At 44.0% G+C, this 14,441-nt stretch carries 12 protein-coding genes; 8 read left to right on the top strand and 4 right to left on the bottom strand.

What is annotated here, in order from left to right:
* Nucleotides 1–26: 26 nt before the first annotated feature.
* Entirely contained in the window at nt 27–938 is a 912-nt protein-coding gene (gene garR, locus BQ9856_RS06200) for a 2-hydroxy-3-oxopropionate reductase (RefSeq protein ID WP_268875609.1), read from the bottom strand.
* A 245-nt stretch (nt 939–1,183) separates the two neighbouring features.
* On the opposite strand from garR, the gene BQ9856_RS06195 reads away from it, so the two are divergent.
* The 4 genes from BQ9856_RS06195 to BQ9856_RS06180 are packed head-to-tail and all read left to right on the top strand — an operon-like array spanning nt 1,184 to nt 4,204.
* Entirely contained in the window at nt 1,184–1,588 is a 405-nt protein-coding gene (locus BQ9856_RS06195; RefSeq protein ID WP_077610263.1) for a tetratricopeptide repeat protein, read from the top strand.
* 2 nt (nt 1,589–1,590) lie between these two features.
* Nucleotides 1,591–2,061 (top strand): potassium channel family protein, encoded by a 471-nt coding sequence (locus BQ9856_RS06190; RefSeq protein ID WP_077610262.1) that lies wholly within the window; start codon nt 1,591–1,593, stop codon nt 2,059–2,061.
* Complete coding sequence (locus BQ9856_RS06185) at nt 2,058–2,723, top strand: potassium channel family protein (RefSeq protein WP_077610261.1); 666 nt, start codon at nt 2,058–2,060, stop codon at nt 2,721–2,723. The genes BQ9856_RS06190 and BQ9856_RS06185 overlap by 4 nt, the downstream gene beginning before the upstream one ends.
* Entirely contained in the window at nt 2,723–4,204 is a 1,482-nt protein-coding gene (locus BQ9856_RS06180; protein ID WP_235839297.1) for a TrkH family potassium uptake protein, read from the top strand. Before BQ9856_RS06185 ends, BQ9856_RS06180 begins: the two co-directional genes overlap by 1 nt.
* Before the next feature lie 46 nt (nt 4,205–4,250).
* Here the strand turns inward: BQ9856_RS06180 and BQ9856_RS06175 are convergent, their stop codons facing one another.
* From BQ9856_RS06175 to BQ9856_RS06165, 3 genes are all read right to left on the bottom strand, one after another.
* The gene (locus BQ9856_RS06175) at nt 4,251–5,045 is read right to left on the bottom strand and encodes an EcsC family protein (RefSeq protein ID WP_077610260.1); all 795 of its coding nucleotides are present in this window, start codon (nt 5,043–5,045) and stop codon (nt 4,251–4,253) included.
* Between the two features lie 174 nt (nt 5,046–5,219).
* A complete protein-coding gene (locus tag BQ9856_RS06170; protein WP_077610259.1) occupies nt 5,220–8,270 on the bottom strand; it encodes an efflux RND transporter permease subunit in 3,051 nt (1,016 codons plus the stop codon).
* Entirely contained in the window at nt 8,267–9,346 is a 1,080-nt protein-coding gene (locus BQ9856_RS06165; protein WP_077610258.1) for an efflux RND transporter periplasmic adaptor subunit, read from the bottom strand. Before BQ9856_RS06165 ends, BQ9856_RS06170 begins: the two co-directional genes overlap by 4 nt.
* Nucleotides 9,347–9,673: 327 nt before the next feature.
* On the opposite strand from BQ9856_RS06165, the gene BQ9856_RS06160 reads away from it, so the two are divergent.
* From BQ9856_RS06160 to BQ9856_RS06145, 4 genes are read left to right on the top strand one after another with little or no spacing between them, the layout of a single operon-like run.
* Nucleotides 9,674–10,387: a response regulator transcription factor gene (locus BQ9856_RS06160; protein WP_077610257.1), complete on the top strand. Its 714-nt coding sequence runs from the start codon at nt 9,674–9,676 to the stop codon at nt 10,385–10,387.
* Nucleotides 10,377–11,714, top strand: a complete 1,338-nt coding sequence (locus BQ9856_RS06155; RefSeq protein WP_077610256.1) for a HAMP domain-containing sensor histidine kinase — start codon at nt 10,377–10,379, stop codon at nt 11,712–11,714. Before BQ9856_RS06160 ends, BQ9856_RS06155 begins: the two co-directional genes overlap by 11 nt.
* Nucleotides 11,711–13,216, top strand: a complete 1,506-nt coding sequence (locus BQ9856_RS06150) for an amino acid adenylation domain-containing protein (RefSeq protein ID WP_077610255.1) — start codon at nt 11,711–11,713, stop codon at nt 13,214–13,216. Before BQ9856_RS06155 ends, BQ9856_RS06150 begins: the two co-directional genes overlap by 4 nt.
* Nucleotides 13,213–14,430 (top strand): diaminopimelate decarboxylase family protein, encoded by a 1,218-nt coding sequence (locus tag BQ9856_RS06145; RefSeq protein ID WP_077610254.1) that lies wholly within the window; start codon nt 13,213–13,215, stop codon nt 14,428–14,430. The genes BQ9856_RS06150 and BQ9856_RS06145 overlap by 4 nt, the downstream gene beginning before the upstream one ends.
* Nucleotides 14,431–14,441 lie beyond the last annotated feature (11 nt).

Here is a 14,441-nt window from a genome sequence, read left to right as displayed (position 1 = left end):
CCTTTATTTTTTATATTATTTTGTTCCTATCGCTCTACCGATACTTCCGATACTTTTTCATAATACTTAACAATTGCACTGTGGTCTTCTTTCTCACAGCCATCTGCCTTTAAGCTCTGCATAATCTCCATGATCTGTGCAGTTAACGGCAAAGATGCATTTACAGAGTGAGAAGCATTCAACGCGTTGGTTAAATCCTTAATATGGAGTTCAATGCGAAATCCCGGCTTAAAATTATGTTCCAGCATCATCGGAGCTTTTGCATCCAGTACGGTAGAACCTGCCAGTCCCCCCCGAATTGCCTGATATACCAGTTCCGGATCCGTTCCTGCCTTCTTAGCAAGGGTAAGAGCTTCCGAAACAGCCGCTATATTCAGTGCAACAATAATCTGGTTCGCCAGCTTCGCAACATTACCGGAGCCAAGCTCACCTACATACACAACCGAAGCGGACATCGACATCAGCAGATCATAGTATCGGTCAAACGTTTCCTTTTTACCGCCGGCCATCACGGACAGCGTTCCGTCAATTGCCTTTGGCTCTCCTCCGGAAACAGGCGCATCCATTAATTCAATTCCCTTTTGTGCAAGTTCCGCCCCAATTGCTTTGGATTCCATGGGATCAATGGAACTCATATCAATGATAACCGTTCCCGCCTTTGCTGTCTCTGCAATTCCGTTTTCTCCTAAACAGGCCGAACGTACATGAGGAGAATTCGGCACCATCGTAATAATAGTATCGCACTCTTCTGCCATTTGTGCACCGCTTTTTACTCCCCTGGCTCCCATTGCTGCAAGCTCTGCAACTGCCTCTTCGTTAAAATCAAACACTACCAGTTCATGTCCTGCCTTTATGAGATTTTTACACATAGGCTTTCCCATGATCCCAAGTCCAATAAATCCTACTTTCATCCTGTATTCCTCCTTTTTATGACTGATTAAAAATCAAGAGCTATGGCCCTAATGATTTCATTTACTAATCATAACACATATCATTTCATTTTTAAAGCTTTATTTTTGATTATAAAAATTAAATTTCATATTTTCATTTATTTATATAATAAAATCCCGGAAAATCCATTACATTCTCACAGCATTCTCACAGGAATCAGCCGTATCTCACACAATACTCACAGGTCTCTTGATACAATAAACATGCTAAGAACGATAAGGAGGTAAGATCAATGAAGAGTAAAGAAATATGTGGGAATAAAGAAGGTTTAAACGAACTCTGCAATTCTGTCAGAGAACTTATCCGTATTCAGGATTATGAAACATGTGAAAACATAATCTACAGTGCCATGAGTAAATATCCTCACGCACCGGAACCTCATAATCTGGTTGGAATACTGTTTGAAAAAAAGGGAGATCACCCTGCAGCCATGAAGCATTTTCGTGCAGCCTGGTCGCTTGACCCCACTTATATACCTGCTCGGCAGAATCTTGAATGCTATGGTACATTTTTTTCAAACGGAAAGTGTGCATATGACGAAAGTGATTGCCAGGCGGAAGAAAAAACAGATAATTACACGAAATATAAAGACGAATATGGCTCACAAGGGATCGGCCGTGCGGTCAGGAGGGATTGAAGATGAAACTATTAACAGACAGACAAGAGAAAGGAAACTACACAATCATCATTGGTTGTGGCAGATTGGGGGCTAACCTTGCGAACACACTATCCGATGGCGGAGAAGACGTCCTGATCATCGACAAAAATAAGGAAGCCTTCCGAAAGCTGTCCCCATCCTTTGGAGGACTTTCCATTATTGGCGATGCCACGGACTTTGATGTGCTGCAGGAAGCGCAGATCAGCGATGCAAGTGCAGTTATAGCCGTTACGAATAATGATAACGCTAACATTATGGTGGCGCAGATTGCCCGCGAAATGTTCCATATTGAGCGTGTAATCGCCAGACTTTATGACCCGGACAGAGAGTATGTTTATCGTGAATTTGGTATAGACACCATATGTCCGGCAATTTTATCCGTAAAAGAAATAGATAAAATTCTATCCAAAACAGGTATATCAAATGATATGGTACAGGAGGAAAAGCAATGAAAACGAAGGTACTGCTGGTTGGAGGGAGAAGCAAAGCAAAATCCCTTGCAACCTCTCTCATTAAAAAAGGTTACCATGTGACTGTAATAAATGATTCATATGAGGATTGTTTAAAGCTGGCTGAAATCGATAAGCTTACCGTCATTAACGGAGACGGGACAAGACCGTTTGTCCTGGAAGACGCAAGTGCCGGCGATGTGAATATAGCGATCGCAATGACCGCAAAAGATGAGGATAATCTGGTTATCTGCGAATTATGTAAAAAGAAATTCCACGTGGCAAAAACCGTAGCCCTTTTAACAGACCCGAAGAAAACGGATTTCTTTCATAAAATGGGAATAGACAGTGTTGTCTGTGCGATCACCGCTATCACCGGCATTATTGAACAGCAGGCCTTTGTAGATAAAATTACGACCTTAGTTCCTATCGGGGAAGGACGTGTCAATATTGCTGAGGTTCCTATTCCCGGTACTTCCCCGGTTTTAGGGAAAAAACTATGGGAAATCAACCTTCCAAAGGAAGTTGTTGTCGGTTGTATTCTACGCGGTGATACGGCCATGGTGCCAAGAGGCGACACCCGTATTCTGGCGGGTGACATGCTTGTCCTTATATCCTCCGACCAGCAGGAAATGGCAGCCATTCAGGAATTGACAGGACGGTGATGACATTGACTCGTAAATTTTCAAATCGTAGTAATATAGGAAAACTCATGCTGCTGATCGGCATTCTGGTAGCTGTACCCCTGGTGATCGTACCATTCTATCCTCAGGACGCGGTTTATACCGTTTCATTTATTATTCCTTCACTTGGCTCCATAATATTGGGCAGTATTGTATGTTTATTCAGAAAAAGGGATGACTCGACGTTTGAATGGCGTTCCTCCATGCAGCGCAGCAGCCTGACTGTCCTGTTCGCATGGGGGTGGGGCGTTCTGGTTGGTGCCATCCCATTCGTACTAAGCGGACAGCTCACATTCGTTCAGGCGCTGTTCGAAGCTGTCAGCGGCTGGACGACTACCGGCCTTTCCGTCATAGATGTGACGGTTACTCCGCATATCTTTCTGTTTCACCGGAGCTTTATGCAATTTTGCGGCGGTTTGGGCTTTGTGACGATGATGGTCATGCTTGTGCAGGATAAGCAATCCATGAATCTGTATAACGCCGAGGGTCATCCCGATAAACTCATGCCTAATTTAAAAAAGACAGCTCAGACGATCTGTCTGATGTATAACGGTTTTTTGATTATCGGCACGGCAGCTTATGTGATTGCGGGAATGAATTTGTTTGACGCAGTAAACCATACGATGTGCTCATTATCTACCGGCGGTTTTTCAACCAGGCTGAACAGCATCGGGGAATATAACAGCTTTCCTATAGAAATCATTACAATCATCCAAATGCTCATAGGTACAACAAACTTTGCCGTACTGCTGCTTTTAACAAGAAGGAAGTGGCGGCAGGTTATCAGAGTCAGCGAAGTCCGGTTCATGTTCCTTGTGCTTCTGGTCACTGTGCCAATTGCGGCGTTTTCGCTTATGAGCGGCCTGAATATGAGCATTGGGGAAGGATTCCGCAGGGCTTTGTTCGATGTTTCATCCGCCCTTTCAACCACAGGCTACTCCAGCATGAGCTATACCACCTGGCCGCCGCTTGCAATCAGCATGCTGATCCTGACCATGCTGATCGGAGGCGGGATAGGGTCAACGGCCGGCGGGATCAAGCTGACCCGCGTTTACCTCATGCTTCGCACCACCATACAGAATATACGCAAACGCCTTTCGTCACCAAGAAGCGTAGAATCGCCATATTATTTCAGAGCACAGGGAAAAACAACAATCGATTCCGCACTGGCTATGGATACAGCCGGTTTTATAGCAACTTATTTTTGTCTTTATATAATAGGTACATTGCTGCTCACAATAACCGCAGACTGTTCGCTGACTGAAGCTATGTTTGAATTTGCGTCTGCGCTTGGTACCGTAGGACTGTCTATTGGTCTTACCTCACCTGCTACCGGTAATGCCACGCTGATTGTGGAAATGTTTGGAATGATCCTCGGAAGACTGGAAATTTTTATTGTGTTTACAGGGGTTTATTCTGCAGGCTCTTTACTGAGGCAAAAACTTGAGAGGATAGGGAAATAGGTTAACAGCATCAGGCCGGCTTATGTTAAGCCGGCCTGTTTAAATTTCATATCCTTTGTTTATTCATGTAATATCTCTTTTTATATTTCACACCGGCAAACCTGCTTATTTTACGGATGATGTTATAATTTACAATGCCGCCCACTGCTCCTACCAACGGGATCCCCTGTATGAATTTTGCGGTTAATAATGACTCCGACAGAATACCCGCTGTGGTTTTTATATGCTCTTCCAAATTAATTTCCGGAATAATATTATGATCGATGCTATCGCCTAAGCTTTCAAGTTTTTGATAAAATTCTTTCTGCCGCTCCTGTTTCGTCATGGCTGTACAGATCAAAAGCAGGATATATGCTTTTTCTTCCTCTGTTTCATAATGATACCCATAGCTTAAAGCAATTTCGTAAACAGATTTCATGACTAAAGATAAAAAAAGAGGAATATCGGGTAAGCCGATTCCAAATGCTCCCAAAACTCCCCCTTCTATCACGGAAATAGAAGAATTAACTATCTGGGACTGCCTGGAATACTGGTCCAAACGCTTCCTGTACTTTTTATCGCTTCTTTTGCCGATGGCATAATTATTTAAATCATATTCCAACTGTATCTTATCTTTATCATAAGTTTTCTCTATATAAATATTTCCTTTTTCAAAGACCAGCCGGAAACCTTTATAGAATGCCGTCTCCAGGGCTGTTTTCAGTTTGCCGGGAATATAACTTTGAATTTTATCCGCAACAGGCTCTATGGAAGCTTTCAATAATGGATTTTCCTTTTTGTTAAGCAATTTATGTTCCTCTCTTTTTATCTGTTTCACTTGCTTGTCGAATTGCCGGCTCATATATATCAGCTTCTCCTTTCCATGAATCCTTAGATTTAAATGACTTTGAAATAACATTATTATCTCAATATACCATATAACCGATACATTTTACAGCAAAATCCGGTCCTTCAGGCAAAAAAGGAAATAGACAACCGCCTCCAGAGGAGGACGGTTGCCTATAGTCTTACCATCTTATTCTTTATTTTTCCTTCGCTTCTTTTTCACTTTCTCTCCCTTTTTACTCATAAGGCCGTAATATACCGGAAGCATCAGAAGGCTTAAAACCGTTGACGCGGTCAGGCCGCCGATATTGACAATGGCAAGTCCCTGCATCATTTCTCCTGAATGGCCCAGTGCAAGCGCCATCGGGATCATGGACAGCACCGTAGTCAGGGTTGTCATAAGGATCGGACGGAGCCTGGTGGCTCCTGCCTCGATCATGGCTTCCTCCGGGCTCATTTCTTCTTTATACTGGTTTACCGTATCTACATAAAGAATCCCGCTGTTTACAACCGTACCAATGAGCATCAAAAATCCCAGCATTACAACCATACTCAGATCACAGCCTGCAAAGAACATCAGACCAAAGGCCCCGATCAGGCTGAAAGGAATCGTAGTCATGACCATGAAAGAGAACCTTGGTGACTCAAACTGGGCGGCCATCACTACAAATACAAGAAAAACTGCCAGAATGATCGCCGAAAGAAGTGAAGAAAGCTCTTCCGTCGTAGTTTCATCCATAGAACTGGTGCCTAAGCTGACCTGCGCATTTAATTTCGGTGCTACAATTTCATTATTAATGGTCTTTTTCGTATTTTTATCCGCTGATGATGTGTAATCTCCCGTTATAGTTACAATATACTGCTTATCTTCTCTCGTGATGGTGGCCGGACTGTCCTGAAAGCTCAATTCTGCCACATCATTTAAGGCCACAAAGCCTCCGTTTGAAAGGTTCAGGGTCATATTCCGGATCTGATCCACAGCCTGGTATTCACCTTCCGCATACCGGACTTTCACATCCACATCATCGCCATCCACCTCTAAAGTCGTCGCAGTCACGCCATTGATGGCCTGGTACACGCTGTGTCCGATGGAAGAAGGGCTGATGCCTTCCGCCTTCGCCTTCACCGGATCCACAGTCACTTCAACAACAGGAGCCGAGTTTTCAAGGGAAGAATGGACGCGGGTCAGCTCCGTTCTGTTCATCAATTCCGATGTGATCTGTTCCGAAGCCTCTTTCAGCCGGTCATAATCGGCACTTCTTAAAATCAGCTCATAGCTGTCGGTGGAGCTGCCCATGTTGGCATAGGAATTTTCTTCCACAGTGATCTTGCAGTCCGTTACATTGCTTAATTTCTCTTTAAAAATATCCACAGCCTTCTTTGTAGGTATTTTTCTGTCCTCGTCCAGATACACAATGATTGAAGCCGAACTGCCTGCACTGACTCCGCTTCCCCCATAGCTTGTGATATAGGAATCCATTTCGTCATAATCGGAAAAGGCGGCTTCTACTTTTCTCAGCACCTCATCCGCTTCCTTTGCCTTAAGACCCGGAACCATTTCCACCTTGACGGCGATCTGCCCCTGGTCATCTGCGGTAATCAGGCTGACATTCAGCTGGCCTGCCATAAGGAAGGATACCACAAGAAGAAGGACCGAAATTCCCATAACTGTTTTCTTTTTGGGAAGGATGTGCCTCATAACACCTCTGTATATGTCCTGAAGCTTTTGAATCGGTGTGGATAAAGGTGCCCGGGTATTTTCCACCGGCTTATACAAAAGGTAACACAGAGGTACGACCGTTATTGCAGATATCAGGGAAGCTCCCATACAGAACACGATGGTAAATCCCAAGGGCATAAACATCTGTCCTGCCATACCGTTTAAGAAAGCCAACGGAAGGAATACCACACAGGTAGTCAATGTAGATCCCAAAACCGAGGCCCCCACGATTCCCGTTCCTTCCAATGCATCGTGAAAATAATCGATGAACTCCCCTTTTCCCTGATCCGTCACCCGGAAACAGCTTTCCATCACAACAATGGAATTATCCACCATCATCCCGACTCCCATGGACAGGGCTGCCAGTGTCAGCATATTCAAAGAGAAATCCATGAACTTCATTAAAATAAGTGCCGTCAGGATCGAAACCGGTATGGAGCTCCCAACGATCAGGGAAGCCTTTAAATCGCCAAAAAACAACCAGATGACCACCATGGAAATCACCATGCCGAGAAGAATCGTTTCGGCGATGGATAATAAGGAAGCCAGGATATCTTCCGAGCTGTCATTGACAATATGCACACTTAAATCCGGATCCGCCGCTTCCATTGACTGAACCGCTTTCCTTACTTCCTTCGAAAGCTCTGCCGCAGTGGAACTCTGCTGTTTGCTGATGGAAAGAGAGACCGTATCCTCTCCATTATAATGGGCGATACTTCCTTCCTTTTCTCTTGTTGTATAAATAGCCGCTACATCCCCCAGATAAACGATATTGTTGCCTGGAACAGTCAGCGGAATTTCCTTTAAGGATTCCTCCGTATCAAAACCCAGCCGTGAAGAAATGGCAGCCATTTTTCTGCCTACACCAATGGTCCCTCCCGGCATCTTTACATCCGCCCCGGCAATATCATTGGCAATGGATGACATGGAAAGCTTATACTGCTCCAGCCGCTCCGGAATCAATTCTACCTTGATATAGTCATCGCTGCCGCCTGCAATCGATACCTCTGCCACATCGGACAGCTTCTCAAGTTCCGGAACAATCTCATGTTTTACATAGCCATACTGATTCTCCATCCCGTTCTTGCTGACCGTTAATGTAAAATCGGCAGTGGAACCGGTATCCAGCTCCATCACAACAGGTGCATTGGAATCCTCCGGCAGATCCGATGCCACAACATCGATTTTTTTCTTTAAATCATCATACGCCTTATCCAGATCGGTCCCGTACTCATATTGCAGTGTAACTGTGGAACGGTTTTCCGAGGATTTGGAGGCCACCTTTTTAATTCCGCTCAAGGAACCGACCGCGTTTTCGATTTTTTTACTGATCAGTTCATCCACATCTTTCGGCTGTGCCCCGGGATACGCCGTCACGACCATCAGCATTGGCATGTTCATCTCCGGAGTCAGCTCCTGCCTGGAGTTTTTCACAGAAGAAACACCAAAAACAACCAGACACAAAAGGCACATGATAATTGTAATGGGCCGTTTTAAAACGATTCTGGTTAAATTTTTCATACTTCAGATTCTCCTTTTGTTTCCCCTTCCGCGCTCATCTCCAATACCTTTGCTCCTTCATAAAGCTCCGGACTCCAGGTGGTAATGACTGACATATCCTCCGTGATTCCTTCCTTTACCTCCATCCGGTCTAAATCATAAATTCCTGCTTCAATAAAAATTTTATGTACAATTCCCTGGTCATAAGTGAACACATAGGGCTTGCTGTTCTCGTAATAGACGGAATCCACGGGAACCGTAACCACCTGCTCCGCCCGCTCGGAACAGACCGACAGCTTGACATTCGTCCCGGTAGATAAGTCTGTTGCCCCTTTTAACTGTATCTTGATCTTATAGAGCCCGGTCTGTTCATCCACCATTTCACTCATTTCAGAAATGATCCCTTCCAGAACCTCTCCGCCCTTCTCCGCCTTCACCGTATCTCCGGACTTTACCTGATGCTTCAATGTCTCCGTCAGGCCTGTGGTTATCACCTTATTCCCTTCTCCGGAAACAACACAGATCTGATCGCTCACAGATACCTTGTCAAAAACTTCGATACCGCAGCTTTCTATTTTACCGCCGATCGGAGACACGATATTGCTGTAAGAAAGCTGGTTGTCATATTCCTCCTTCGCCTGTTTATAAGCGATCTCGGCCTTTTTCGCCGAATTTACATAGCCCTGATATTCCTGCTCTGCGATGTCTCCGCTCTGAAACAGAACCGCCATCCGCCCCAGGGTATCCCGGGCCTCTTTGTATGTAACCTCTGCATTATCCATGGAGCTTTTTGAACTCTCCACTTTTTTTGTATCAATGACACATAGAAGCTGTCCCTCATTCACCATATCTCCGGCTTTCACAAGAACCTGGGTCACCGTTCCCGCTGTCTCCGGATAAATCCTGGCAACCGTTTCCGGCTCCACGGTACCAACCAGACTGGTATACAGCTCTATCGTTCCGACTTCCGGATTAGCGGTTTCCACTACGGGGATCGCATCCCCCTCCACGGCCTTCTTTCCCCCGTTAATCCGAATAATAATCACCACAATCACGAAAACTGCAATTATCCCTAATAATAAAATTTTCTTTCTCATATTTTCACTCCTTAGAACATAAATCCTTACAATTTCTAAATCCTTCGATTCCTCCGCTTATAACATACAGCTTTTACAGTTGCAACACCTCCCAGCTTCGCAAAATCTATTTTTTACATTCCCTGTCGTTTTATAAAGCGGATTTATCCTATCACCCTTATGTTAATGATTTGCTTCTGAATTGTTTAAAAAGTATTAATAAAACAAAAAGGGATCCCCATACCATTTCTTAATAATTCTTAATTCCCCGAAATTTAATTGTTATTCCATCGATAAATGTTATAATTTTTCATATTAAAATAATAACAAAAGGAGGTTGCCGGATTCATGAGTACAGTACAGCAGATACTGGTGGTGGATGATGACGCCGATATCCGGGAAGTCCTTCGCATTCAGCTGGAGCGGAAAGGCTACTTCGTATTGGAGGCGGCAAACGGAAAAGAGGCGGTTCTGGCGGTCGCAGAAAATCCTGACATCGACCTGATCATTTTAGATATCATGATGCCTGAATTATCCGGTATCGGTGCCTGCGCGGAAATCCGTAAAAGGTCTTCTGCTCCCGTCCTTTTTTTGACTGCCAGGTCAAAAGAAAATGATAAAACAGCGGCATATGAAAATGGCGGCGATGACTACCTGGTAAAACCATTTTCACAGGCCGAACTTCTCATGAAGGTCCGGTCTCTTTTAAGAAGATATGTTGTCTACAAAGGGAAAACAGAATCCGCCTCAAACAGTTCGGAAATACGTCTGCAGGATATTTTGATCGATGCTGCAAGCCATTCGGTTACCCGCGAAAATCAAAAAATCGATCTTACCGACACAGAATTCCAGATTTTGATGTATCTGGTTAAGAATCGGGGAAAGGCAAAAGATGCACAGGCAATTTACGAAGGCGTATGGAACGATAAGTTTCTTCCCTCTTCTACCAATACGATTATGGTCCACATTTTAAAGCTTCGAAAAAAACTGGAACTGGATTTCAATAACCCTGCAATCATTCGCACCGTCTGGGGAAAGGGCTATCAGATCGATGAAGCATAAATGGATATCATCTTTACGGTATAAACAAATATTTGTATTGATATTCGGAGCGGTGATCAGCTTTGGCATGTACCTTATCGCACTAAATCTGGGGGATTATCTGGTCACAAGAAATCACCTGAATGAAGATGCCGTATTAAAAAGATTAAGCACTTATCAGAATTCGTTTGAAAAATATATCCATAAAAATCACATATCCGTTAAAAATGTAAGGTCCATCTCAAAATGGGTAAAATACCATAAGTATATTTATCTGACCATATATGACGGAAACGAAATCGTTTATGAATCCGGTTACTGGAATGATGAGTACGCTTCTTATGAAACCGCAGGAACCATCATGGAAACCAATGAACAATCCATCCGCGATGTCGCATTCAGCGATGGGACCTATTCCGTATCCATCATCGATTCTTCGGATATAAAATGGTATAACCTGGTATTGTATATATCATGGGGAATCCTTTTCCTGTTCCTGTTTGCGATCCTGATCCTCTATAACCGCCGGATCATAGCCCGGATCGTCCTCTTATCAAAAGAAGTATCCTTAATCGAAAAAGGGGATTTGGAGCAGCCGATTTTCCATAAAGGAAACGATGAGATTTCTTTGCTTGCAAAGAACGCGGATAACATGAGAAATTCCATTATCGCAAGATATAAAAGCGAAAAGGAAGCATGGGAAGCAAACAGCGAACTGATCACTTCCATATCCCATGATATCCGTACCCCGCTGACCTCGCTCATCGGCTATCTGGAAATTCTGGATTCAAAGAGCTGTTATTCGGAGGAACAGTTTGATAAATACATGAAAAGCTGCAAAGAAAAGTCCATTCAATTAAAGGATCTATCCGACGAATTATTCCAGTATTTTCTTGTATTCGGCAAGGAAAAGATATTGATGCAGATGGAAACATTTGATGCAAAAATCCTACTCCAGCAGCTGATCAGCGAACATGTTTTTGATTTGAGCAATCTGGGTTTTGATGTAAAAACAGAATTTGCAGCGCAGTCCTGTATCATAACGGCTGATATACAATATTTAAAAAGGCTGTTCGACAATTTATTTTCCAATGTGAGTAAATATGCCAGCTTAAACGGGCCGGTCATTGTTACCGGATATATGGAAGGCAATGATTTGACCATCCGCATTTCCAATGCGATCCGGAAAGACAGCGTATTCCTGGATCGCACCAATATCGGATTAAAGACCTGCCGGAAAATAGTGGAACAGATGAACGGTACCTTTGAAATCTCAAAAAACCAGACCCATTTTGAAGCCCGCATAACGTTTCCGACAAAACCAATCAGAGAGGAGGAAAAGCCATGAGAAATGTTTTGGAATATTTAGAACATTCCGCCCGAAAATTTCCGGATAAAACAGCCGTGACAGACCCGGAAAAAAGCTGTTCTTATAAAGACCTGCTGTCAAATGCCAAGCGAATCGGCAGTTTTCTTGCTTCCTCAGTATCTCCCGGCCGTCCGGTGGCTGTCTTTATGGATAAAAGCGTAGAGGCATTGACTGCATTCATGGGAATTGTTTACGCCGGATGCTTTTATATCTTAATAAACCCGGATCAGCCGGCAGACCGGATCCGGCAGATATTAAACATTGCAGATACAGACTGCATCATTACGCCTGGCGATTTAAAAACCGCGCTGCCGGACATTGGATTTACCGGGAGAGTGCTTTCCTATTATGACATTGTGAAAAGCGGTATATCAGAAGAAACATTACGGCTTATCCGTAACTTGTCTCAGGATATCGATCCTTTATACTGCAATTTTACTTCGGGTTCCACCGGCGTACCAAAAGGGGTTTTAGTCAGCCACCGTTCTGTCATTGATTTTATGGAGTACTTTCCTTCCATGTTTCATATTACTGAGGACGACATCATCGGAAATCAGGCCCCCTTTGATTTTGATGTATCCGTAAAGGATATTTATGCAGCCCTTAAAACAGGGGCAGCCATGGTCATCATACCCAAAAGGCTTTTTTCCATCCCCACGCAGCTGCTCGACTACATCTGTGAATACAGGGTAACAACCTTGATATGGGCGGTTTCCGCACTATGCATGGTAACGCAGTTAAAGGGGCTCACTTATAAAGTGCCTTCCGCAGTAAACAAAATATTATTCAGCGGTGAGGCAATGCCAATCAAGCATTTAAAGCTCTGGCAGTCGTACCTCCCCCATGCAGAGTACGTGAATTTATACGGCCCGACGGAAATCACCTGCAACTGCACCTATTACCGCATCGGCCGGGAATTGGATCCGGATGAAATGCTGCCCATCGGAAAAGCGTTTCCCAATGAAAAAGTCTTCCTGTTGAACCAGGAGGACAAACTGGTTACAGAGAAAGAAACGATTGGCGAAATTTGTGTATCCGGCACAGCCTTGGCTTTGGGGTATTACAACAACCCGGAACAAACCAGACAGGCTTTTGTGCAAAATCCGCTGAACACGCATTACCTTGAGACGGTTTACCGGACCGGTGATCTTGCCTTTTACAATGAGAAGGGAGAGCTGTGTTTTGCAGGCCGGAAGGACTTTCAGATCAAGCATATGGGACACCGCATTGAACTGGAAGAAATTGAACTCACCCTGAACAGCTATCCGGACATCCAAAGAGCATGCTGCGTTTTTGATACAGCGAAAAACAGGATCACTGCGTTTTATGTGGGAAGTATGGAGGGGAAACAAATTGCAGGCAGGATGAAGGAGTCATTGCCTTCCTATATGATTCCGTCCGCATTCTTTCCCCTGCCTGAATTACCTCTGACTGCAAACGGAAAGATCGACAGAAAAAAACTATTGGAGATGCGCGGATGAAAACAATCTGGAACGAAAAAAAATTTGCTGATGCAATCAGTCAGTACCAGACTCCCTTCTATATTTTTGATACGGATATCCTGGCCCGGCAGATCCGTAAGATCAGAACAGCTCTTGGCAGGGACGTGGAATTATGCTATGCCATGAAAGCCAATCCCTTTGTAATCAAAGAACTGGAGGAATTGGCTGATTCTTTTGAAGTCTGCTCTCCCGGAGAATTCCATATCTGTGAGAGAGCCCATATAAATATGAATAAGATCGTCATGTCCGGTGTACATAAAAATCCGAAAGATATGGAATATGCCCTTGACCGGTACGGAAATCAGATCATCTATACCATTGAATCTCTCTCCCAATGGCAGCATATTAAAGGTTATGCCCAAAAACACCGCCTGCCTGTCCGGGTACTCCTGCGGCTGACATCGGGAAATCAATTTGGCATGGATGAGACATCGATACGTCAGATTGCGGAGAAAAGTCCTTATGATTTCATAAGCCTGGAAGGCATTCAGTTCTTTTCAGGCACACAGAAAAAATCCGCAGCAAAACTGGAAAAAGAACTGAATATGCTGGATCAGCTTTGTTCTGATTTAAAAAATCAATATGATTTTACTGTTAAGAAAATCGAGTATGGCCCCGGCCTTCCTGTGTGTTATTTTAAAGAGGATAAGGCGGAAGATCCGCCTGATTCATCCGGCTATAAAAATGAGGAGGATTTTATGCTGAATACCCTTGCAGCGCTCTTAAAACAGCTTACATTCGGAGGGAAGATCACATTGGAAATGGGAAGGTTCATCGCCGCTTCCTGCGGCTCATATGTCACGAGCGTGGCAGATATGAAGATAAATGACGGTCAGCCCTATTGCATCGTTGACGGCGGCATTCACCATTTAAACTATTATGGGCAGATGCTGGCTATGAAAAAGCCTCCCATCCTTCATTTCAATTCCCGTGACGGAGAAACAAAGGAATGGACGGTCTGCGGCTCTTTATGCACGGTAAATGATGTCCTGGTGAAGCAATACCCTTTTACCGGCCTTAAACCGGGGGATAAACTGATCTTTCAAAAGGCAGGCGCTTATTCGGTCACAGAAGGCATGTCCTTATTTTTAAGCCGCGAATTGCCAAAAGTACTATTGTATTCAGAGCATGATAAATTCCGTATAGCCAGACCCAATCTGCAGACGGATGTCTTAAATTACTTTCAGGCATAAGAAATGATAAA

Source organism: Clostridium sp. Marseille-P2415 (assembly GCF_900155545.1).
In the GTDB taxonomy this organism is placed as follows: domain Bacteria; phylum Bacillota; class Clostridia; order Lachnospirales; family Lachnospiraceae; genus Lacrimispora.
Note: the sequence above shows the minus strand (reverse complement) of the source record. Positions and strands in the feature narration are given on the sequence as shown.

Bases quoted from the DNA above. Each gene is read 5' to 3' on its own strand.
- BQ9856_RS06150 (WP_077610255.1), top strand. From the start codon at position 11,711: ATGAGAAATGTTTTGGAATATTTAGAACATTCCGCCCGAAAATTTCCG.
- BQ9856_RS06160 (WP_077610257.1), top strand. From the start codon at position 9,674: ATGAGTACAGTACAGCAGATACTGGTGGTGGATGATGACGCCGATATC.
- BQ9856_RS06180 (WP_235839297.1), top strand. From the start codon at position 2,723: ATGACATTGACTCGTAAATTTTCAAATCGTAGTAATATAGGAAAACTC.
- BQ9856_RS06145 (WP_077610254.1), top strand. From the start codon at position 13,213: ATGAAAACAATCTGGAACGAAAAAAAATTTGCTGATGCAATCAGTCAG.
- BQ9856_RS06195 (WP_077610263.1), top strand. From the start codon at position 1,184: ATGAAGAGTAAAGAAATATGTGGGAATAAAGAAGGTTTAAACGAACTC.
- BQ9856_RS06185 (WP_077610261.1), top strand. From the start codon at position 2,058: ATGAAAACGAAGGTACTGCTGGTTGGAGGGAGAAGCAAAGCAAAATCC.
- BQ9856_RS06165 (WP_077610258.1), bottom strand. From the start codon at position 9,346: ATGAGAAAGAAAATTTTATTATTAGGGATAATTGCAGTTTTCGTGATT.
- BQ9856_RS06190 (WP_077610262.1), top strand. From the start codon at position 1,591: ATGAAACTATTAACAGACAGACAAGAGAAAGGAAACTACACAATCATC.
- BQ9856_RS06175 (WP_077610260.1), bottom strand. From the start codon at position 5,045: ATGAGCCGGCAATTCGACAAGCAAGTGAAACAGATAAAAAGAGAGGAA.
- BQ9856_RS06155 (WP_077610256.1), top strand. From the start codon at position 10,377: ATGAAGCATAAATGGATATCATCTTTACGGTATAAACAAATATTTGTA.
- BQ9856_RS06170 (WP_077610259.1), bottom strand. From the start codon at position 8,270: ATGAAAAATTTAACCAGAATCGTTTTAAAACGGCCCATTACAATTATC.